Source organism: Streptomyces naganishii JCM 4654 (genome assembly GCF_014650575.1).
GTDB classification, from domain to species: domain Bacteria; phylum Actinomycetota; class Actinomycetes; order Streptomycetales; family Streptomycetaceae; genus Streptomyces; species Streptomyces naganishii.
Genome location: NZ_BMVF01000003.1, coordinates 533,132 through 555,077, shown reverse-complemented (window position 1 = coordinate 555,077; position 21,946 = coordinate 533,132). Strand labels below are relative to the sequence as shown.

Annotated in this window: 17 protein-coding genes, 1 pseudogene and 1 riboswitch; of the genes and pseudogenes, 11 read left to right on the top strand and 7 right to left on the bottom strand. The window is 71.4% G+C overall.

Going from position 1 to position 21,946, the window contains the following annotated elements; translation table 11 throughout:
* The first annotated feature begins 167 nt into the window (after window positions 1-167).
* The 10 genes and pseudogenes from clsA (at window position 168) to IE217_RS07890 (ending at window position 11,844) form a co-directional block, all read left to right on the top strand.
* Window positions 168-776, top strand: coding sequence for a cardiolipin synthase ClsA (clsA, locus tag IE217_RS07935; RefSeq protein ID WP_190177000.1), 609 nt, complete (start codon window positions 168-170; stop codon window positions 774-776).
* Between the two features lie 115 nt (window positions 777-891).
* The gene (locus IE217_RS07930) at window positions 892-3,387 is read left to right on the top strand and encodes a mannose-1-phosphate guanyltransferase (RefSeq protein WP_190176999.1); all 2,496 of its coding nucleotides are present in this window, start codon (window positions 892-894) and stop codon (window positions 3,385-3,387) included.
* 144 nt (window positions 3,388-3,531) lie between these two features.
* A complete protein-coding gene (locus IE217_RS07925) occupies window positions 3,532-4,428 on the top strand; it encodes a DUF881 domain-containing protein (RefSeq protein ID WP_229865084.1) in 897 nt (298 codons plus the stop codon).
* Window positions 4,425-4,757 (top strand): small basic family protein, encoded by a 333-nt coding sequence (locus IE217_RS07920; RefSeq protein ID WP_003988855.1) that lies wholly within the window; start codon window positions 4,425-4,427, stop codon window positions 4,755-4,757. The genes IE217_RS07925 and IE217_RS07920 overlap by 4 nt, the downstream gene beginning before the upstream one ends.
* A 1,058-nt stretch (window positions 4,758-5,815) precedes the next feature.
* Window positions 5,816-6,616: a DUF881 domain-containing protein gene (locus IE217_RS07915; protein WP_190177039.1), complete on the top strand. Its 801-nt coding sequence runs from the start codon at window positions 5,816-5,818 to the stop codon at window positions 6,614-6,616.
* Between the two features lie 130 nt (window positions 6,617-6,746).
* Window positions 6,747-7,631 (top strand): FHA domain-containing protein, encoded by an 885-nt coding sequence (locus IE217_RS07910; RefSeq protein WP_190176997.1) that lies wholly within the window; start codon window positions 6,747-6,749, stop codon window positions 7,629-7,631.
* 52 nt (window positions 7,632-7,683) lie between these two features.
* Window positions 7,684-8,421, top strand: coding sequence for a transcriptional regulator FtsR (gene ftsR, locus IE217_RS07905; protein ID WP_190176996.1), 738 nt, complete (start codon window positions 7,684-7,686; stop codon window positions 8,419-8,421).
* Window positions 8,422-8,588: 167 nt separating this feature from the next.
* A complete protein-coding gene (locus IE217_RS07900) occupies window positions 8,589-9,062 on the top strand; it encodes a bifunctional nuclease family protein (protein ID WP_003988851.1) in 474 nt (157 codons plus the stop codon).
* 159 nt (window positions 9,063-9,221) lie between these two features.
* On the top strand, window positions 9,222-9,905 hold the full coding sequence (locus IE217_RS07895; protein ID WP_190176995.1) for a MerR family transcriptional regulator: 684 nt from the start codon (window positions 9,222-9,224) through the stop codon (window positions 9,903-9,905).
* A gap of 392 nt (window positions 9,906-10,297) precedes the next feature.
* A pseudogene (locus tag IE217_RS07890) lies at window positions 10,298-11,844 on the top strand (DNA polymerase IV).
* Here the strand turns inward: IE217_RS07890 and IE217_RS07885 are convergent.
* Window positions 11,754-12,137, bottom strand: a complete 384-nt coding sequence (locus IE217_RS07885; RefSeq protein ID WP_190176993.1) for a PRC-barrel domain-containing protein — start codon at window positions 12,135-12,137, stop codon at window positions 11,754-11,756. The pseudogene IE217_RS07890 and the gene IE217_RS07885 sit on opposite strands and share 91 nt — an antisense overlap.
* Window positions 12,138-12,249: 112 nt before the next feature.
* Window positions 12,250-12,345, top strand: a riboswitch (glycine riboswitch).
* Window positions 12,346-12,521: 176 nt separating this feature from the next.
* Between IE217_RS07885 and gcvP the strand changes: the two genes are divergently transcribed.
* Complete coding sequence (gene gcvP, locus IE217_RS07880) at window positions 12,522-15,407, top strand: aminomethyl-transferring glycine dehydrogenase (protein WP_190176992.1); 2,886 nt, start codon at window positions 12,522-12,524, stop codon at window positions 15,405-15,407.
* A 78-nt stretch (window positions 15,408-15,485) separates the two neighbouring features.
* Here gcvP and IE217_RS07875 read toward each other — a convergent pair whose 3' ends face one another.
* The 6 genes from IE217_RS07875 to IE217_RS07850 all read right to left on the bottom strand — a co-directional run bounded on the left by IE217_RS07875 (window position 15,486) and on the right by IE217_RS07850 (window position 21,740).
* The gene (locus tag IE217_RS07875) at window positions 15,486-16,577 is read right to left on the bottom strand and encodes an ABC transporter ATP-binding protein (protein WP_190176991.1); all 1,092 of its coding nucleotides are present in this window, start codon (window positions 16,575-16,577) and stop codon (window positions 15,486-15,488) included.
* Window positions 16,578-16,632: 55 nt separating this feature from the next.
* A complete protein-coding gene (modB, locus tag IE217_RS07870) occupies window positions 16,633-17,481 on the bottom strand; it encodes a molybdate ABC transporter permease subunit (RefSeq protein ID WP_190176990.1) in 849 nt (282 codons plus the stop codon).
* Complete coding sequence (gene modA, locus IE217_RS07865) at window positions 17,478-18,305, bottom strand: molybdate ABC transporter substrate-binding protein (protein ID WP_190176989.1); 828 nt, start codon at window positions 18,303-18,305, stop codon at window positions 17,478-17,480. The genes modB and modA overlap by 4 nt, the downstream gene beginning before the upstream one ends.
* Before the next feature lie 192 nt (window positions 18,306-18,497).
* Entirely contained in the window at window positions 18,498-18,893 is a 396-nt protein-coding gene (locus IE217_RS07860) for a TOBE domain-containing protein (protein WP_190176988.1), read from the bottom strand.
* Between the two features lie 89 nt (window positions 18,894-18,982).
* Window positions 18,983-20,932 (bottom strand): APC family permease, encoded by a 1,950-nt coding sequence (locus IE217_RS07855; protein ID WP_190176987.1) that lies wholly within the window; start codon window positions 20,930-20,932, stop codon window positions 18,983-18,985.
* 250 nt (window positions 20,933-21,182) lie between these two features.
* Window positions 21,183-21,740, bottom strand: a complete 558-nt coding sequence (locus tag IE217_RS07850; protein WP_190176986.1) for a hypothetical protein — start codon at window positions 21,738-21,740, stop codon at window positions 21,183-21,185.
* Window positions 21,741-21,946: the final 206 nt, after the last annotated feature.

The window sequence follows — 21,946 nt, the reverse complement described above, 5'->3', positions numbered from 1 at the left end:
CTTACAGCGCCGATGGTACTGCAGGGGGGACCCTGTGGGAGAGTAGGACACCGCCGAACTCCTTTTAGAGCTCTGGCTCTTGGGCACGCAGCCCAAGAGCCAGAGCTTTTTTGCGTTGAGGTAAGGTCGGGAGGCATCGTAGGCACGTTTCCTCAGGAGGCCCCCGGGTGGAGGTCCAGGAGACCCGCGTTCAGACGGACCGGGTGCTCACCATCCCGAACATCCTCAGCATGGCGCGGCTCGTCGGCGTGCCGCTGTTCCTGTGGCTGATCCTCAGGCCCGAGTTCGGCGGCCCCAAGAGCGACGGCTGGGCCCTGCTGGTGCTGGCGCTGAGCGGCGTCAGCGACTACCTGGACGGCAAGCTCGCCCGGCGGTGGAACCAGATCAGCAGCCTCGGCCGGCTTCTCGACCCCGCCGCCGACCGCCTGTACGTGCTTTCCACTCTGGTGGGCCTCACCTGGCGGGAGATTCTGCCGGTGTGGCTGACGGCGCTGCTGCTGGCGCGGGAATTGATGCTCCTGCTCGCGGTGGGCGTGCTCAGGCGTCACGGCTACCCGCCACCCCAGGTGAACTTCCTCGGCAAGGCGGCCACGTTCAACCTGATGTACGCGTTCCCGCTGCTCCTGCTCAGTGACGGCAGCGGTTGGATCTCGTCACTCGCCGCTGTTTTCGGATGGGCGTTCGCCGGATGGGGTACAACGCTGTATTGGTGGGCAGGAGTCCTCTACGTGGTACAAGTCCGCCGCCTGGTCCGTGCGGACGCCATGGCCGACTGAGCTCGCCGATTCGGGCAGCCGCGGGGGCTCCGATGGCCCGCTGCCGAAAAGTGCGGGAGAATCTGGACGGGTAAGTCGGCTAGATCGTCATCTCTTGGAGGAGGACGCTTCCGACATGAAGGCCGTCGTGATGGCCGGAGGCGAGGGCACGCGCCTTCGTCCAATGACCTCGAGCATGCCCAAGCCGCTCCTGCCGGTGGCCAACCGGCCGATCATGGAGCACGTTCTGCGGCTGCTCAAAAAGCATGGGCTGAATGAGACCGTCGTCACAGTCCAGTTCCTGGCCTCGCTGGTCAAGAACTACTTCGGCGACGGCGAGGAGCTCGGAATGGAGCTCACCTATGCCAATGAGGAGAAGCCACTGGGTACCGCCGGAAGCGTCAAGAACGCCGAGGAGGCGTTGAAGGACGATGCCTTCCTTGTCATTTCCGGCGATGCCCTCACCGACTTCGACCTCACCGAGCTGATCAACTTCCACAAGGAAAAGGGCGCGTTGGTGACCGTGTGTCTCACGCGCGTGCCCAATCCGCTGGAATTCGGCATCACCATCGTCGACGAGGAAGGCAAGGTCGAGCGCTTCCTGGAGAAGCCGACCTGGGGTCAGGTCTTCTCCGACACGGTGAACACCGGCATTTACGTGATGGAGCCCGAGGTCTTCGACTACGTAGAGGCCGATGTGCCGGTCGACTGGTCCGGCGACGTCTTCCCGCAGCTGATGAAGGACGGCAAGCCGATCTACGGCTATGTCGCCGAGGGCTACTGGGAGGACGTCGGCACTCACGAAAGCTATGTGAAGGCCCAGGCGGACGTCCTCGAGGGCAAGGTCGACGTCGACATCGACGGCTTCGAGATCTCGCCGGGAGTCTGGGTCGCCGAAGGCGCCGAGGTGCACCCGGAGGCCGAGCTGCGCGGGCCTCTCTACATCGGCGACTACGCCAAGGTGGAGGCCGGCGCCGAAATCCGCGAGCACACCGTCGTGGGCTCCAACGTCGTCGTCAAGAGCGGCGCCTTCCTGCACAAGGCCGTCGTGCACGACAACGTGTACATCGGGCAGCACAGCAACCTGCGGGGCTGCGTGGTCGGCAAGAACACCGACATCATGCGCGCGGCCAGGATCGAGGACGGCGCGGTCATCGGCGACGAGTGCCTGATCGGTGAGGAATCGATCGTTCAGGGCAACGTCCGCGTCTACCCGTTCAAGACCATCGAGGCCGGCGCCTTCGTCAACACCTCGGTCATCTGGGAGTCGCGCGGCCAGGCGCACCTGTTCGGCGCTCGCGGGGTCTCGGGCATCCTGAACGTGGAGATCACCCCGGAGCTCGCCGTGCGGCTGGCCGGCGCGTACGCCACCACGCTGAAAAAGGGCTCCACGGTCACCACGGCGCGCGACCACTCCCGCGGCGCCCGTGCGCTCAAGCGGGCGGTGATCTCCGCGCTCCAGGCCAGTGCCATCGACGTCCGCGATCTGGAGAACGTGCCGCTGCCGGTGGCCCGCCAGCAGACCGCGCGGGGCAGCGCCGGCGGCATCATGATCCGGACCACCCCCGGAGTGCCGGACTCGGTCGACATCATGTTCTTCGACAGCCAGGGCGCGGATCTCTCCCAGGGCAGCCAGCGCAAGCTGGACCGCGTCTTCGCCCGCCAGGAGTACCGGCGCGCGTTCCCGGGCGAGATCGGTGACCTGTACTTCCCCTCCAGTGTCTTCGACTCGTACACCGGTTCGCTGCTGCGGAACGTGGACACGACCGGGATCGCCGAGTCGGGTCTGAAGGTCGTCGTGGACGCCTCCAACGGCAGCGCGGGGCTGGTCCTGCCCAGCCTGCTGGGCAAGCTCGGTGTCGACTCGCTGACGATCAACCCCGGTCTCGACGAGTCGCGGCCGACGGAGAGCGTCGAGATGAGGCGTTCGGGCCTGGTCCGCCTCGGTGAGATCGTGGCGTCGTCCGGTGCCGCCTTCGGTGTGCGGTTCGACCCGGTGGGCGAGCGGCTGTCGCTCGTCGACGAGAAGGGCCGGATCATCGAGGACGACCGGGCGCTGCTGGTCATGCTGGACCTGGTCGCCGCCGAGCGGCGCAGCGGCCGGGTGGCGCTTCCGGTGACCACCACGCGTATCGCCGAGCAGGTGGCCGCGTACCACGGCACGCAGGTCGAGTGGACGACGACCTCTCCCGACGACCTGACGCGGGTCGGGGGCGAGGAGGGCACGATCTTCGGTGGCGACGGCAAGGGCGGCTTCATCGTCCCGGAGTTCAGCAGTGTCTACGACGGCACGGCCGCGTTCGTACGGCTCATCGGTCTCGTGGCGCGCACCCAGCTCACGCTGAGCCAGATCGACGCCCGTATTCCGCGAGCGCACGTCCTCAAGCGGGATCTGGCCACTCCGTGGGCCGTCAAGGGCCTGGTGATGCGCCGGGTCGTGGAGGAGGCCGGCGACCGGTTCGTGGACACCACGGACGGCGTACGGGTCGTGGAGGCGGACGGGCGCTGGGTGATGGTGCTGCCCGACCCGGCCGAGGCCGTCACCCATCTGTGGGCCGAGGGCCCCGACGACGCCTCCGCGCAGGCGCTGCTGGACGAGTGGTCCGCGGTGGTGGACAGCGCCGGCCGGTAGGCACGGTTCACCCGGATTCGGCGGTGTCCGAACGTAAAACGGACAGCACGCACGCGTGCCGGACAAGTGTCCCCAAGGGGGCCTGTCCGGCACGCCGGTGGGGCCGTTCGGAGGTCTCGGCGGCGACGTGCGACGATGTGCGGCATGCCGCAGCAACCCCCCATTCGGAGCATCCCCGCGCGGCCCTCCCGTCCGGACGCGTCCATGTCGCTGATCACCAACGTCATGGACCACAGCCTCGACGACGGCTACGCCGAGGCCGCGGCGCGCAAGAGGGCCGCGGGCGAGAGCGGCATGCCCAGGACCCTCAAGGCCCGGCTGGGGCTGGCGGTCGGGCTGGTGCTGGCGGCCCTTGTGGTGACCGTGGGGGCCGCCCAGGCGCGCGTGGCGGCGCCGGTCGTCGCCAAGGAGCGGCAGGAGCTGATCGACCGCATCGACCGTGAGACGGCCGCGGCGGACACGCTCGAAGGAAATGTCGACAAACTGCGCGGCGATGTGAGTGCCCGGCAGCGTGAGGCGCTCCGGCACAGTGGCGGCAACGCACAGGCCGACCTCGTGGGGATCCTGGCGGGCGCCACTGACGTGCACGGCCCCGGGGTGAAGCTCGTCGTGGACGACGCCAAGGAAGCCACCACGGGCGGGAGCGGCAACCCGCGCGAGACCTCCGGTTTCTCCGACACCGGGCGGGTGCGCGACCGGGACATGCAGCGCGTCGTCAACGGGCTGTGGCAGTCCGGGGCCGAGGCCGTCTCCATCAACGGGCAGCGGCTGACCGCCCTGTCCGCGATCAGGGCCGCCGGTGACGCGATACTGGTCGACAACAAACCGCTGGTGCCGCCGTACACGGTGCTCGCGGTGGGGGACGGGAAACGGCTGAGCACCGGCTTCCAGAACAGCCCGGACGGGCTGTATCTGCATGCCCTCCAGGACAACTACGGCATCCGGACCGCCATCTCCGTGGAGAGCGACATCCGGCTGCCCGCCGCACCGAGTGTGATCGTACGTACAGCACAGCCGAGCACTGAGAAGGGCACATCGTGATCGCCGTACTGGGCCTCGTCGTGGGAGTCGTGGCCGGCCTGTTGGTCCGGCCCGAGGTTCCGGCGGTCGTCGAGCCATATCTGCCCATCGCCGTCGTGGCGGCGCTGGACGCCGTCTTCGGAGGCCTGCGGGCCATGCTCGACGGCATCTTCGACGACAAGGTCTTCGTGGTGTCGTTCCTGTCCAACGTGGTCGTCGCCGCGCTGATCGTGTTCCTCGGCGACAAGCTGGGCGTGGGCGCGCAGCTGTCCACCGGGGTGGTGGTCGTCCTCGGTATCCGCATCTTCTCCAACGCCGCGGCGATCCGGCGGCACGTGTTCCGGGCGTGAGTGCGATGAGCGAGCGGGACGACCAGCCCGAGAACAGGCCGAACTCCGCCACTCCGGAGCGCGGCGCCGAGGCGAGCACCCCGGAGCCTGCCCAGGGACCGCGGGCCGACGCGCCCAAGGCCCAGCCGGGAGGTGACCGGCGGGACGACTACGGGCCGGAGGGCGAGCAGCCCACGCTGCGGCGCGACGGTGAGCGCTCTGGGCCCCGGACCGACGGCGACAGCCCCGGGTCCCGGACCGACGGGGAGCGCCCCGGACGCCGAACCGACGGTGAGCGCTCCGAGTTCCGACCGGATGCTGCGCGCGCGGGGTTCCGGCAGGGCAGCAATGTTCCCGAGCCCGGGCCGCACGCTGCGACCCCGGAGCGTGCGGCCGGTGCGGGCGGCACTGAGTCCCGGCTTCGACCGGGCGCCCCGGGGTCGCGGCCGGGGGCCGACGCGCCCGAGGCGCAGGCGCGCCCGGGTGGTGGTCGGCGGCCCGGCTACAGGCCGGAGGGCGACCGGCCGGTGCCACGGCCCGACGCCGAACGTCAGACACCGCCCCGGCCGGGTGCCGGGCACCCGGACTTCCGGCAGGGCAGTGACGTACCCGGGCCGCGTCCCGGTGACGGGCGTCCGCAGTTCCGTGACAGCGGGGGCTTGTCCGAGCGCCGACCGGGTGTCGAGCATCCCCAGTTTCGGCAGGACAGGGGCGGTCCGGCGCCTCGGCCGGGGGCCGGAGCTCCCGAGTTCCGGCAGGACAGGGGCGGTTCCGAGCCCGGGCCGGGTGCCGGGCGCCCGGAGTTCCGGCGGGGTGCGGACGTGCCCGAGCCCCGGCCTGCGCGTCCGGAGTTCCGCGAGGGCGGTCGACCGGGGGTGGGGCGTCCCGAGTTCCGGCAGGGGACGGACGTGCCCGCGCCTCGGCCGAGTGGCGAGCGCCCCGAGTTCCGCCCCGAGTTCCGACCTGGGGCGGAGCAGGGCACCTTCCGTCCCCAGGGCGCGTACCGTGGCCAGGGTCCTGAGACCGGGCGGCCCGGCGTCGAGCAGGGGGAGCTCCGGGAGGGGCGGGGTGAGTACCGGCTGCGGGAGGAGTTGCCGGCGGAAGTACCCGTTCCCGTGGGGGAGTCCGGGGGCGGTCCGGAGGGCGGCGAGCCCGTGCTCACCGGGCGGCAGCGGCTCGCCGAGGGGTTGTGGCCGCCGCGGATAACCCGGGCCCAACTCATCGTCGCCGTGCTGCTGTTCGGCCTCGGGTTCGGCCTCGCGGTGCAGGTCGCCTCCAACAGCGACAACGACAGCGCGCTGCGCGGCGCCCGCCAGGAGGATCTTGTTCGCATCCTCGATGAACTCGACAACCGTACGCAGCGTCTTGAGGACGAGAAGCAGGGTCTCGAGAAGCAGCGCCAGGAGCTGGAGAACAGCTCGGACCAGGCCGAGGAGGCCCGCAAGCAGACCGTCGAGAAGGAACGGCAACTCGGCATTCTGGCGGGCACCGTGGCCGCGCAGGGACCCGGCATCACGATGACGATCGAGGACACGAAGGGGACGGTCCAGTCGGACATGCTGCTCGACGCGATACAGGAGCTGCGCGCGGCCGGTGCGGAGGCGATCCAGGTCAACGGCGTGCGTGTGGTCGCCGGCACGTATCTGACGGACTCCGGCAAGAGTGTGGAAGTCGACGGGAACAAGATCAGCGCGCCCTATCGTTTCCGGGTCATCGGCAAGCCGCAGGATCTCGAACCGGCGCTCAACATCCCGGGAGGCGTGGTGCAGACCCTCGAGAAGGAGCAGGCCACCGTGACCGTGGAGCGGTCGGACAAGATCGTTGTCGACGCCTTGCGGGCGGCGAAGCGGCCTGACTACGCTCGGTCGTCCTCCCAGTGAACCGGGGGTGCATGGCGGTAGTCCGGCAGGGGCATGAGGTTGCGGGGGGTCGGCGCACCGATTGGGTGGTGCGTGATGGAAACTGTTTGGTGGATACGGACGTTGTGAGGATGTCCGGGTCGACCGGTGTATGCAGTCAGGGTTCGTCCTGCCCCACGGGCGGGTCTGTTTCGGTCAAGGGGAATCGCCCGTGAAGTTGTTTGCGAAGTTGTTCGGCAAGAGCGCGCGAGAGGGTGGCGACAACGCGACCGCCCGCCATCGCGCACAGCCCGACGCGGAAGGTCAGCGCCCGCTGTTCCGGGACCAGGTCGCCGGTCAGGGGGGCGACCTTTCCGGTGGTCAGGGCGCGCCGTCTGTTGACCCTGCCCAGTCGGGCGGCATAGGTTTCGGCCAACCGTCAACCTCAGGTACGGGTGGAGGGTTTGCCACCGGCCCGTACGCGTCCAATGCCCCGGCGGGGCAGCCGCGGCAGGAGGATCCGTCCATGTCGGCCCTGGTGTGTACGAGGTGCGGTAACCGCAACGCGGAGAACAGCCGCTTCTGCTCCAACTGCGGTGCGCCGCTGCGCGCCGGCGCGGTGCCGGAGCGCCCCTCGGAGACGACGTCCACGATCTCCATCTCCGGACTGGAGGCCTACGACGCGGAGGCCACTGGCCAGACGCCGATGCTGTCCCCGGAGGCGCAGGCCGCCGTCGACGCGCTGCCGCTGGGCTCCGCCCTGCTGGTGGTGCGCCGCGGACCGAACTCGGGCAGCCGCTTCCTGCTGGACGGCGAGCTGACCACGGCCGGGCGCCACCCGCAGAGCGACATCTTCCTGGACGACGTGACGGTCTCCCGGCGCCATGTGGAGTTCCGCCGCAGCCCGGACGGTTCCTTCACGGTGGCCGACGTCGGCAGCCTCAACGGCACCTACGTCAACCGCGAGCGGATCGACCAGGTCGCGCTGTCCAACGGCGACGAGGTGCAGATCGGCAAGTACCGGCTGGTCTTCTACTCGAGCCGGCAGGGCATCTGACCCGTCCCGACCCCTTCCAGACTCCGTACCGGGAGACACCCAGGGAAGGTCCATGCTTCATACACCGAGCGGCGGTGCCGGGCGCGGCGCCGCCGCCGCGGACAGTGGGCTGATGAGCATCGGCACGGTGCTGAACGCGCTGCGCGACGAGTTCCCCGAGGTCACCATCTCCAAGATCCGTTTCCTGGAGTCGGAGGGGCTCGTCGAGCCGCGGCGGACGCCCTCGGGGTACCGGAAGTTCAGCCCGCAGGACGTCGAGCGCCTCGCCCGCATCCTGCGCATGCAGCGTGACCACTATCTGCCGCTGAAGGTGATCCGTGAGCACCTGGACGCGGTGGAGCGCGGTGAGACGGTGCAACTGCCGGTGCTGGGCAGGCAGCGGGACGGCGAGGCGGCGGCCGCGCCGGCCGAGGCGCCCACGGCCGCCCGGATCGGGCGGGGCGATCTGCTGGCCGCGGCCGGCATGGACGAGCGGACCCTCCAGGAGTGGGAGTCCTACGGGCTGCTCACTCCACTGGCCGACGGCGCCTACGACGCCGAGGCGATCACGGTGGCCTCGCTCGTCGCCGAGCTCGGCCGCTTCGGCATCGAGCCCCGGCATCTGCGGGTGATGAAGGCGGCCGCCGACCGCGAGGCCGGACTCGTCGACCAGGTCGTCGCCCCGCTGAGGCGGCACCGCAACCCGCAGACCAGAGCGCACGCGGAGGAACGCACGAAGGAGCTGGCGGCGCTCACGGTGCGGCTGCACGCGGCCCTGGTGCAGACGGCGCTCGGTGTGCGCCTGCCCTGAGCCGAGAGCCGACAGCTGAGAGCCGACAGCCGGCAGCAGCCGGTGGCCAGGGCCGTGGGCCGGGCCCGGTCGCTGTCGGCGCGGTGGGGGCCGGGACGGGGGCCGGATTGGGACGTCGATTCCGGCCCGACTACCCAAACGTCCCGGGCACGGCCTAGGGTTGCTGTGTGAACGAGCTCGATGTCGTAGGTGTCCGGGTCGAGATGCCCTCCAACCAACCGATCGTGCTCCTGCGTGAAGTGGGGGGCGACCGCTACCTCCCGATCTGGATCGGGCCGGGTGAGGCGACGGCGATCGCCTTCGCCCAGCAGGGCATGGCTCCCGCGCGACCGCTGACCCACGACCTGTTCAAGGACGTGCTGGAGGCGGTCGGCCAGGAGCTCACGGAAGTACGCATCACGGACCTGCGTGAGGGCGTCTTCTATGCCGAGCTGGTCTTCGCCAGCGGTGTCGAGGTCAGCGCGCGGCCCTCCGACGCCATAGCGCTGGCGCTGCGCACCGGGACGCCGATCTACGGCAGCGACACGGTGCTCGACGACGCGGGCATCGCGATCCCGGACGAGCAGGAGGACGAGGTGGAGAAGTTCCGCGAGTTCCTCGACCAGATCTCGCCGGAGGACTTCGGCAGCAGCAGCCAGTGACGCGCCGCCACGAGGGCATTCGGCTAGCCTTTCCCCGCCAAGGGGCACGGGAAACCACTCTTAGGGTGATTATCACTCGGCGTGCCGAGTGTGGCGATCGTTGACGCACCCCTGGTGACTGCCTACCGTCGAGGAGGCAGGTCAAGGACGGAGGTCGGCGTGAGAAGCAGCGGCGACGGTACGGCTGGGGGTGCCCCCGGACGCGGTATCGGGGGAGGCGGTCCGTACGTCACTCCGGGCTCCCGCCTTCGCGCGAGCGGCGGCCATCCCCACCATGGCGACGCGCCCGACCACGCTCCGCAGCGACCTACGGCCGTGCCCAGCGGTGGAGGGACGGCGCCCATGGCGTCCGAGGAGATCGGCTACCGCGGCCCCACGGCCTGCGCGGCTGCCGGCATCACCTACCGGCAGCTGGACTACTGGGCCCGTACCGGCCTCGTCGAGCCGAGCGTGCGGCCCGCCCACGGTTCCGGCACCCAGCGCCTCTACAGCTTCCGCGACGTGGTCGTCCTGAAGATCGTCAAGCGGTTCCTGGACACCGGCGTGTCGCTGCAGAACATCCGTACGGCGGTGCGGCACCTGCGGGAGCAGGGGTTCACCGACCTGGAGCGCATGACGCTGATGAGCGACGGCGCCACGGTCTACGAGTGCACCTCTCCCGACGAGGTCCACGCGCTGCTCCAGGGCGGCCAGGGCATCTTCGGCATCGCCGTCGGCGTGGTGTGGCGGGACGTCGAGAGCGCCCTGTCCCAGCTCCACGGCGAACGCCTCGACACGGGAGAGACCCTGGTGGGCCACAACCCGGGCGACGAGCTCGCCCGACGGCGCAACAGGGCGGTCTGAGCCCGCCCGGCAGGGCCGGGAGCGCTCGTCCCTAGGGCCGGCGGGACCGGTCCCCGGCGGCGGCCGGCGCCACTTCCAGCATCGGCCGGTACCGGATCCTGCTTGCGGCGGTGGCCGCGCGTCCCCGAATCCGGGAGGTCGGCCGGGCACGCCCTCCGGCGACGGCCGGGAGCCGCTCCCCGTGGCCCGGGGCGGGCCGACCCCACTCCCGGCGGTGGCCGGGACTGCTCCCGGTGGTGGCCCGGCCGGGCCGGGCTCGGGGGCAGGCGGTCTGTTACGCCCGCCCGGGGCCGGTCGGGTGTCCCGGCTCTGTAGCTGTGCCGGGTGGCCGGGCGATGGGGTGGTGGGGCCGCGAGAGCGCATTGTCAGTGGTGTGGTGCAGCATCGGAGGTGTGAGAACCGCGCCCACGATCCTGCATCTCGACATGGATGCCTTCTTCGCCTCGGCGGAGCAGGCGTCCAAGCCGAGCCTGCGCGGGAAGGCCGTCGTGGTGGGCGGGCTCGGACCGCGCGGTGTGGTGGCGACCGCGTCCTACGAGGCCAGGGTGTTCGGGGTGCACTCGGCCATGCCGATGGCCCAGGCGCGGCGGCTCGCGCCCAACGCCGCGTACCTGGTGCCGCGCTTCGCCTTCTACCGGTCCATCAGCGAGCAGGTGATGGAGCTGCTGCGGACGCTGTCGCCGCTGGTGGAGCCGCTCAGCCTCGACGAGGCGTTCGTGGACCTGGAGGCCCGTGGAGCGGCCTGGGACGCCGATTCCGCCCGGCGGACGGGAATCCAGCTGCGCGCGGACATCAGGGCCGTCACGGGGCTCACGGGGTCGGTGGGGCTGGCCGCCTCCAAGATGCTCGCCAAGATCGCCTCCGAGCAGGCCAAGCCGGACGGGCTCGTGCTCATCGAGCCCGGCACGGAGCGGGCCCTGCTCGGCCCGCTGTCGGTGCGGACCCTGCCGGGGGTCGGCCCGGCGACGGGCGACCACCTGCGCAGGGCCGGGATCCACACCGTGGCCGAGCTCGCCGAGGCCGGCGAGGACGAGCTCGTACGGCTCCTGGGCAAGGCGCACGGGCACGCGCTGTACGCGATGGCGCTGGCGCACGACGAGCGGCCGGTGGTCGCGGAGCGGGAGGCCAAGTCGGTGTCCGTCGAGGACACCTACGACGTGGACATCCACGACCGCCTGCGGGTTGGCCTGGAGGTGCGGCGGCTCGCCGACCGGTGCGTGCGGCGGCTGCGCGCCTCCGGTCTGTCGGGGCGGACGATCGTGCTGAAGGTGCGCAGGTACGACTTTTCCACGCTCACCCGGTCCGAGACGCTGCGCGGCCCCACCGACGACCCGGCGGTCGTAAGGGAAGCCGCGGCCAGGCTCCTGGACTCGGTGGACACGACGGGCGGCGTACGGCTGCTCGGGGTCGGGGTGACCGGGCTCGCGGACTACACCCAGGAGGACCTGTTCGCACAGGCGGCGGGCGGGAGGGAGGACGGCGCCGCCGAGGAGCCGTCGGACGAGCCGGCCGAGGAGCGGCCCGACCCGGCCGCCGAAAGGCGCTGGCCGGCCGGACACGACGTACGGCACGCGGAATACGGGCACGGGTGGGTGCAGGGCAGCGGCCTGGGCCGGGTCACCGTCCGCTTCGAGACCCCCGACTCGGGCCCGGGCCGTATCCGGACCTTCCGCACCGAGGACCCCGCCCTCGAGCCGGCGGATCCGCTCCCGCTCGTCCCCCGAAGACCCGGGCGGCCCGGCGAGCCCCCGGCCGCCCGGGCCGCCGGTGCTGTGCCCGGGTGGGCCGGGTGACCGGGGTGAGGGGCGGACGGATGGAGACGGGGAGGGGTAGGCCGGGGGGAGGGCGTCAGGGTTCGTCCGGGCCCGAGCCGGAGCCGGCGAGTTTGCCGAAGTCGTGGTCGGGGAGCGCGGGAGGAGGAGCGAGGTCCAAGCCGTAGTGATGGTAGAGCTGGAGCTCCTGTTCGGGGGAGAGGTGGCGGCCGACGCCGAAGTCGGGGGCCTCCTTGATCAGGCTCCGGTCGAAGGGGACGCGCAGCGCGCCCTCGACCAGCTCGCTGGGCTCCAGGGGCACGAACGCGTCCCGGGAGAACAGTCCCGTGCGTATGGCCGCCCACTCGGGCACACCGGTCGCGTCGTCGAGGTACACCTCGTCCACCGTGCCGATCCTGTGGCCACTGCGGTCGAACGCCTTGCGGCCGATCAGGTTGCGCGGATCGATGTCGGTCTGCACGGTCCCTCCACTTGGTCGCAACGCATCCGTAAGCACTACGAAAGAGCACAATCGGCAAGGCGGCCACTCGAGCCGTGCTCCGGCGCCCGCTGGTACGCTGGCAAACGGCTGCTGACCCCGTGCGGGAGAGTCCTCCGGAAATCACCGGAGGCGCCGAAGGAGCAAATCCTCCCCGGAATCTCTCAGGCTCACGTACCGCACGGACGAGGTCACTCTGGAAAGCAGAGCGGGTGTCGACGGCTTCCGCTCTCACCGACGGTGAAAACCGGGAGCCCTCGGGCAGCCCGGTGAAGCTCTCAGGTTGAGATGACAGAGGGGGAGGCCGTCGGGGCACCCGCGCCGTGGTGTCCCTCGAAGGTCGCGTCAGACCAGGAGGCCTCCGCAATGACCGCCCAGCGCATTCCGCTCTCCGAGCTCGAACAGGGCATCCCCTTCGAGCAGCGCCACATCGGCCCCGACCACGAGGCGCGCGCCAAGATGCTCGCCCAGGTCGGTTACGGTTCGCTCGACGAACTCACCGCCGCCGCCGTGCCGGATGTGATCAAGAACGCCGACGCCCTCGACCTGCCCGGCGCCCGCACCGAGGCCGAGGTGCTGGCCGAGCTGCGCTCGCTCGCCGACCGCAACCAGGTCCTCGGCTCGATGATCGGCCTCGGCTACTACGGCACGTTCACCCCGCCGGTCATCCTGCGCAACGTCATGGAGAACCCTGCCTGGTACACGGCCTACACCCCGTACCAGCCGGAGATCTCCCAGGGCCGCCTCGAGGCGCTGCTGAACTTCCAGACCGTGGTCGCCGACCTCACCGGCCTGCCCACCTCGGGCGCCTCCCTGCTGGACGAGGGCACCGCCGCCGCCGAGGCCATGGCGCTGTCCCGCCGCATGGGCAAGAACAAGAAGGGCCTGTTCCTGGTCGACGCGGACGCGATGCCGCAGACCATCGCCGTCATCGAGACCCGCGCCGAGCCGAGCGGCGTCGAGGTCGTCGTCGCCGACCTGAGCGAGGGCATCCCGGCCCAGATCGCCGAGCGGGAGATCAACGGCGTACTCCTGCAGTACCCGGGCGCGTCCGGAGCCGTGCGCGATCTGAAGCCCGTCATCGAGCAGGCGCACGAGCTGGGCGCCCTGGTCACCGTCGCCGCCGACCTGCTCGCCCTCACCCTGCTGAAGTCCCCCGGCGAGCTCGGCGCGGACATCGCGGTCGGCACCACCCAGCGCTTCGGCGTCCCCATGGGCTTCGGCGGACCGCACGCCGGCTACATGGCGGTGCACGAGAAGTTCGCCCGCAGCCTGCCCGGCCGGCTCGTCGGCGTCTCCGTCGACGCGGACGGCAACAAGGCCTACCGGCTCGCCCTGCAGACCCGCGAGCAGCACATCCGCCGCGAGAAGGCCACCAGCAACATCTGCACCGCACAGGTGCTGCTGGCCGTCATGGCCGGCATGTACGCCGTCTACCACGGCCCCGAGGGCCTCAAGGCCATCGCCCGGCGCACCCACCGCTATGCCACGGTCCTCGCCGAGGGCCTGAAGGCCGGCGGTGTCGAGGTCGTCCACGGCGCCTACTTCGACACGCTCACCGCCCGGGCCGAGGGCCGGGCCGCGCAGATCGTCGCCGCCGCCCGGGACAACGGCGTCAACCTGCACCTCGCCGACGCCGACCACGTCTCCATCGCCTGCGACGAGACCACCACCCGCGCCCAGCTGCGCGCCGTCTGGTCCGCGTTCGGCGTGGCCGGTGACATCGACGCCCTGGACGCCGCCGCCGCGGAGGCGCTGCCCGAGACCCTGCTGCGCACCGACGCCTACCTGACCCACCCAGTCTTCCACCAGCACCGCTCCGAGACCGCGATGCTGCGCTACCTGCGCAAGCTGGCCGACCGCGACTACGCGCTCGACCGCGGCATGATCCCGCTGGGCTCCTGCACCATGAAGCTCAACGCCACCACGGAGATGGAGCCGGTCACCTGGCCCGAGTTCGGGCAGCTGCACCCCTTCGCGCCCGCCGAGCAGGCCCAGGGCTACCTCACCCTCATCCGTGAGCTGGAGGAGCGCCTCGCCGAGGTCACCGGCTACGACAAGGTCTCCCTTCAGCCCAACGCCGGTTCGCAGGGCGAGCTGGCCGGTCTGCTGGCCGTGCGCGGCTACCACCGCGCCAACGGCGACGAGCAGCGCACCGTCTGCCTCATCCCGTCCTCCGCGCACGGCACCAACGCCGCCAGCGCGGTCATGGCCGGCATGAAGGTCGTGGTCGTGAAGACCGCCGAGGACGGCGAGATCGACGTGGCCGACCTGCGCGCCAAGATCGAGCAGCACCGCGACCAGCTGGCCGTGCTCATGATCACCTATCCGTCCACGCACGGTGTGTTCGAGGAGCACGTCGCCGACATCTGCGCCCAGGTCCACGAGGCCGGCGGTCAGGTGTACGTCGACGGCGCCAACCTCAACGCCCTGGTGGGCCTCGCCAAGCCGGGCCACTTCGGCGGCGACGTCTCCCACCTGAACCTGCACAAGACGTTCTGCATCCCGCACGGCGGCGGCGGTCCTGGTGTCGGCCCGGTGGCGGTGCGCTCGCACCTGGCGCCGTACCTGCCCAACCACCCGATGCAGCCCGAGGCCGGTCCGAAGACCGGGGTCGGCCCGGTGTCGGCCGCGCCCTGGGGCTCGGCCGGCATCCTGCCGATCTCCTGGGCCTACGTCCGGCTCATGGGCGGTGAGGGCCTCAAGCGCGCCACGCAGGTGGCCGTGCTCTCCGCCAACTACGTCGCCAAGCGCCTCGAGCCGCACTACCCGGTGCTCTACACCGGCCCCGGCGGCCTCGTCGCGCACGAGTGCATCATCGACCTGCGCCCGCTCACCAAGGCGACCGGCGTCACCGTGGACGACGTGGCCAAGCGGCTGATCGACTACGGCTTCCACGCGCCGACGATGTCCTTCCCGGTGGCCGGCACGCTGATGATCGAGCCCACCGAGTCCGAGGACCTGGCCGAGCTCGACCGGTTCTGCGAGGCGATGATCGCCATCCGCGCAGAGATCGAGAAGGTCGGCTCGGGCCAGTGGCCGGCGGAGGACAACCCGCTGCGCGGCGCCCCGCACACCGCGGCCGCGCTCGGCGGTGAGTGGGACCACGCCTACAGCCGTGAGGAGGCCGTCTTCCCGGCCGGCGTCGCCGCCGAGGAGAAGTACTGGCCGCCGGTGCGCCGCATCGACCAGGCCTTCGGCGACCGCAACCTGGTCTGCTCCTGCCCGCCGCTGGACGCCTACGAGGACTGAGCCCAGCCGCAATCAGTGAGGTGACGCGCGGCCCCCTGGCCGTGGCGTCACCCGCAAGGCCCCATGCCCCCGGAGGTCTCAAGCCGGGTACGCGTGCGTCTGGGCCGCCTTCACGGCCGCCCAGACCTCCACACCCGGGTGCAGGCCGAGTTCGGCCGCCGCGACCGTGGTGAGGTCGGCGGTGAGGGCGAGCTCGCCGGTGAGGTCGGCGCGGATCTGGTCGCCGTGCGTCTCCAGTCCGGCCACCTCGCACCGCCACAGGTTGCGCGCACTGGAGGCGGTGGGCCGGTCCCGGTGGAGGGTGACCGCGCCCGGCGGGAACGCCACGAAGGCGGGCCCGGACAGATCCTCGGTGGTGGCGACGACGGGCCCGCTCTCCAGCCGTACCGTGTGTCCCTCGGCTCGCCCCCGGTACAGGTTCAGGCCGACCAGCTGCGCGACGTAGTCCGTGCGCGGGTGGCGGGCGATGTCGGAGGGCGCTCCCTCCTGGACCACGCGGCCGTGCTCGACGACGACCAGCCGGTCGGCCAGCACCATGGCGTCCAGCGGATCGTGGGTGACCAGCACGGCGACGGCCTCGAACCCGGCGAGGTGCCGCCTGAGCTGGGCGCGCACCTCCAGACGGGTACGGGCGTCCAGCGCGGCGAGCGGCTCGTCCAGGAGCAGCAGCCGGGGCCGGGTGGCCAGCGCGCGGGCCAGCGCCACGCGCTGGGCCTGGCCGCCGGAGAGCCGGCGGGGCTTGGCGCCGGCGTGCTCCGCCAGACCCATGCGGTCCAGCCACGCGGCCGCCTGCGCACGGGCCTCGGCCTTGCCCGCGCCCTGGCAGCGCGGCCCGAAGGCCACGTTGTCCAGCGCGGACAGGTGCGGGAAGAGCAGGTAGTCCTGGAAGACGACGCCGACCGGGCGGGCCTCCGGCGGTGTGCGCTCCAGGGAGGCGCCGTCCAGCCGCAGATGGCCACCGGTGAGCGGGACCAGTCCCGCGAGCGCGCGCAGGGCCGTGGTCTTGCCGGCGCCGTTCGGGCCGAGCAGCGCGACGACGTCGCCGGGGGCGGCGGTGAGCGTCACGTCGAGCCGGAAGGAGCCCCGGTCGACGACGAGACGGGCGTCCAGTCCGTCGCCGCGGGTGCCGTCGGCGCGTACGCCGGCCGGGGTCTCGTCGATGTCGGTCATGAGGCGATGGTCCAGGATGCGGTGCGGTCGCGGGTCACGCGGTACGGGTTCGGGGTCATGAGGAGGCCGTCATCCAACGGTCCCGCAGACCCGCCAGTACGGCGATCGAGACGGCCAGCAGCACCAGGCTCAGCGCGGTGGCGGCCGCCGGGTCGTTCTGGAGGGCGAGGTAGACGGCGAGCGGCATGGTCTGCGTACGGCCGGGGAAGTTGCCCGCGAACGTGATGGTCGCGCCGAACTCGCCGAGCGCCCGCGCCCAGGCCAGCACGGCCCCGGCCGCGACACCGGGCGCGATCAGCGGCAGGGTCACGCGGCGGAACGCGGTGAAGCGGGACGCGCCCAGCGTGGTGGCCGCCTCCTCGTAGCGCGGGTCGGCGGCCCGCAGCGTGCCCTCGACGCTGATGACCAGGAACGGCATGGCGACGAACGCCTCCGCGACGACCACCCCGGCGGTGGTGAACGGCAGGGTGATCCCGAACCAGGAGTCCAGCCACTGCCCCACCACGCCGTTGCGCCCGAGCGCCAGCAGCAGGGCCACACCGCCGACCACGGGCGGCAGCACCAGCGGCAGGGTCACCAGGGCCCGCACCAGGCCCCGCCCCGGGAACCGCGTGCGGGCCAGCAGCCAGGCCAGCGGGACGCCGAGCACCAGGCTCAGCGCGGTCGCGCAGGTGGCGCTGATCAGGGACAGCTGGAGCGCCTGCCACACCTCGGGGCTGGTCAGCTGGTCCGGCAGGCTGCGCCAGGGGGCGCGGACCAGCAGGGCCAGCAGCGGCAGCAGCAGGAACGCCAGACCCACCAGCGCGGGCACCAGCAGGGGCAGCGGCACGCCCCGCAGGGCACGCCCGCGCCGTGCCCCGCTCTCCAGGGTCACGGCGCGGGCGTCGCGGCCGGCCTCGCTCACGGCTTGAGGAACCCGTCCGCGGTCAGCACCTTCTGGCCCTCGGAGGACCGCACCAGCTCGATGAACGCCTTGGCCGCCGTCGCGTTCGGCGCGTTGTTGAGCAGGGCGATCGGATAGTCGTTGACGGCCTTGGCCGACTCGGGGAACTCCACGCCGGCCACCTTGTCACCCGCGGCCTTCACATCGGTCCTGTAGACGACCGCCGCGTCCGCCTCCTTCAGCTCCACCTTGGTCAGAGCGCCCTTGACGTCCTGCTCGTAGGAGACCGGGGTCAGCTTCAGGGCGCTCGCGGCCAGGGCCTTCTGCGCCGCGGCGCCACAAGGCACGGTCCCGGCGCACAGGACGACCTTCAGGCCGGAGGCGGTGAGGTCCTTCAGGGAGGACACCTTGTGCGGGTTGCCCGGCAGCGTGGCGATCTCCAGCTGGTTGCGGACGAAGGTGACCGGGGCGCCGGCCGTGTCCCCCTTGTCCGTCACGATCTTCATCGTCTTGCCGCTGGCGGCGGCGAACACGTCGGCGGGAGCGCCCCCGGTGATGCTCGCGGCGAGCGTGTCGCTGCCGCCGAAGTCGAAGGTGACCTTGGTGCCCGGGTACCGCTGCTCGAACTTCTTGCCGAGCGCGGTGAAGCTCTCCTTGAGCGAGGCGGCGGCGAACACGGTCACCGTGCCGGACGGCTTCGCGGACGAGGACGCGGTGGCGCCGGATCCGGACGACGAGGAGTCCTTGGACGAGCCGGAGGACGAGCAGGCGCTCAGCGACAGCAGCGCGGCGGCGCCCACGCCGGCGGCTCGGAGCGCACGGGTGCGGCGTGTGGAACGGGTCATCACGGATGTACTCCTCGGGTCCAAAGCACGGAAGACTGTCGCGCCCTGCCACGGCCGAACGACCGCCACGCCGAGATGATACTGCCGCAGTTGCGAGCCCGGATCACCCTGTCGGTTCGCATGAGCTGGCGATCACGGGAAACACGCTCGCATGTGCGACGCGTCCCGAGCCCCGAGCCCCGGTGGGCGCTCCTACGCCCTGTCGATGTGTACGTTCGTCGACTTCACGCGGGCGGTGGCCTCCATGCCGACCTCCAGGCCCAGTTCCTCCACGGCTTCGCGGGTGAGCAGGGAGACGAGCCGGTGCGGGCCGGCTTGGATCTCCACCTGGGCGGCGATGTCGCCGAGCTTGATGGCGGTCACGATGCCGGGGAAGGCGTTGCGGACCGAGGTGTACGAGGCTTCCTCCTCGCCGCTGCCGGTGCGGGCGAGCTCGACCGAGAACGCGGCCAGGTCCCGCCCGTCGATGAGCCGCCGCCCGCTCTCGTCGCGGTGGGTGGCCATCCGGCCGGCGTCCGCCCAGCGGCGGGCGGTGTCCGGGCTGACGCCGAGCAGCCGCGCCGCCTGGCCGATCGTGTAGGACTGCATGCGGTCACGATAGGGCCAGGGGCGCGGCAGCCGTGTCCGCGGGTGCGCGCGGTGGGGCGGCCGTTCAGCCGGTGTGCACCCGGGGCCGTTCAGCCGGTGTGCACCCGGGGCCGCTTGGCCGGGTCGGGCTCGGCCTCCCGGAGCACCTCTCGGGTGACCGGCGCGACCTCGCCCTGCCCGAAGAGGAAGAAGCGCAGGAAGTTGGCGAACGGGCTGCCCTCGGTCCACTCGAAGTAGATGTGCGGGATGTGGCCCGTCATCTCCCGGACGTGCAGCAGCAGGGCGGCCAGGCCGTTGGGGACGGAGGAGGACTCCAGCGCCAGGACGCGGTAGCGGTCGTGCAGGACCTCGCCGCGGACGTTGAGACCGCCCTCGAACTCCGAGGGGTCGGTGACGGTGACCTCGACGAAGATGAAGTCCTCGGACTCCGGTACGTCGTTGTCCTTGCGGATCTGCTCGATCTTGTCGCGGTACTTGGCCTTGTCCCGGCGGTCGGGCTCGTTGGCGATGAACCGGATCTTGCGGCTGGCGATGTCCCGGACGAAACGTTCCGCCATGTCGTCGAGCGTCACGCTGGTCACGCGGAGCTCGAAGGCGCGGGCCAGCCGGGAGAGCAGGGAGACCAGGATGATGCCGGCGATGAAGCAGGCGCCGATCTTCACACCGTCCGGGCGCTCGATGACGTTCACGACGGTCGTGTAGAGGAACACCGCCGAGATCACCGCGAACGCCACGGTCCACTTGCGCTGGCCGGCCTTGCGGGAGGCGATGGTCACGGCGATCGCCGCGGAACTGATCAGCACCAGCACACCGGTCGCGTACGCGCCGCCCTGCTTGTCGACGTTGGCGTCGAAGATCCAGGTGACCAGGAAGCCGATCAGGGTGAAGACGATGACCATCGGGCGGACCGCGCGCGCCCAGTGCGGCGCCATGCCGTAGCGGGGCAGGTAGCGCGGCATCAGATTGAGCAGTCCGGCCATCGCCGAGGCGCCCGCGAACCACAGGATCGCGATGGTGGAGATGTCGTACACCGTGCCGAAGGCGTTGCCGATGTAGTGGTGCGCGAGATACGCCAGCGCCCGGCCGTTGGCCTTGCCGCCCGGCTGGAACTCCGGCGCCGGGATCAGCAGCGTGGTGATGAAGCTGGTGGCGATCAGGAAGCCGCTCATGATCAGCGCGGCCGTGGTGAGCAGCTTCTTGGTGTCCCGGATCCGGCCGGTGGGCCGTTCCTCGGTGTCGTCCGGGTTGCCCTTCACATGCGGCATCACGGCGACGCCGGTCTCGAAGCCGGACAGGCCGAGGGCGAGTTTGGGGAAGACCAGCAGGGCCACGCCGATCATGGCGAAGACGCTGCCGTGCTGGGCGGTGAGGGCGGCCGACCAGTCGGTCACGAGGTGCTGGGCGGTGATCACGTGCCAGAGGCCGACGGCCACGACGATCACGTTGAGCCCGAGGTAGATGCCGACCAGGGCGACCGCGACGCCGATCGCCTCCAGGAAGCCCTTGAGGAACACCGCGCCGAGCAGCGCCACCAGGAAGAGCGTGATCAGCATCTGGTGGCTGTGCAGGGCGGCCGTCAGGTGCGGGTTCTCCACCAGGTGGGTGGAGGCGTCGGCCGCCGACAGGGTGATGGTGATCAGGAAGTCGGTGGCGGCGAAGCCGAGCAGGGTCAGGACGAAGAGCTTGCCCTGCCAGAAGGACAGCAGCCGTTCCAGCATGGCGATCGAGCCCTCGCCGTGCGGACTCTCCTCGGCCACCCTGCGGTAGACGGGCAGGGCTCCGGCGAGGGTGACGAGGACCAGGACGAGGGTGGCGACCGGCGACAGCAGGCCGGCGGCCAGGGCGGCGATGCCGGGCTGGTAGCCGAGGGTGGAGAAGTAGTCGACACCGGTCAGGCACATCACCCGCCACCAGCGCTGGCCCTCGTGGGGCGGCTCGGGCTGGGCGTGCGGCGCCTGCTGCATGCCCTTGCCCATGTCGGACAGGCCTTCCAGCATCCACGAACGCAGACGACTGGAAGGGTGTTCGGTGGTGACCATCGGCCCTGCTCCTGAGGTGCGGCTCGGCGTGTGGAACGGGCCATCACGCGGACGGGGCACCAGCGTATGCGGAGAGTGACGCAGGGGCCCACGACTACCGGGGCGGTGGGCGTCAATCTTCCGTTAAGAATACGACCGGTGGCCCGAAGTGCGCGCGCGAGCAGGAGGTCTGGACAGGTCCGGCCGGGTTCATCCGTTGATGTCCCGGTCGACGCGAGTCCGCTCGGACCGTGACGCCGGACACACAGCGTCATGGCTCCAGGCCCGAGGCGCGGAACACCGCCAGCGCGGTCTCGCGGTCCACGCGCTCCGAGACCTCGCGCAGCTCCTGGGTGCCGTACCGCAGCAGGCCGCCCGCGGCCGACCTGCGCGCGTCCTCGTCCAGCCGGTGCCAGAGCTCGGGGTTGTCCACCAGGACCGCCGGGTCGATCTCCACCCGGCCCCCGAGCGCGTCCCGCAGCACCAGCCGCCGGGACACGCCGTCCGGAACGCGCACCGACACCAGCAGATCCGTACGCACCCGCCGGCGGCACAGCAGCGAACGCGTGTCGAACCAGCCCTCGCCGGCGCTCACGCGGGGCGGGCACAGCACCACGAACAGCAGTGCCGCGAGGGTGAGCCAGAGGGCGCCGCGCCACCACGTCAGCTCGCCCGTGCCCCAGTCGATCCCCAGCAGCAGGACCAGCAGGGCTCCCGAGCAGCGGACCGAGGTGTGCAGGTGCCGCGCCCAGCCCCGGTCGCGGACCACTCGGCCGGGCTCCCGCGCGGATGCGCCGGTGTCCGGCCGCACATAGTCGCGGTGTGCCATACCTACGACGGTAGGAGCCCCGGGACCAGCGGCAACCCCCCTTGACGCGCTCCTGACGGCGGGCCGCCGCGCCTTGACGCAACGGCAACGGCAACGGCGATGGTGGCGCGGTGAGTCGCGGGCCGACACGGAGCGTAGCCGGGGCCGGATACGCGTCGGGGCCGGTGCGCACGTGGTGCGTGCGGCCGGCCCCTCGTGATCCGCGG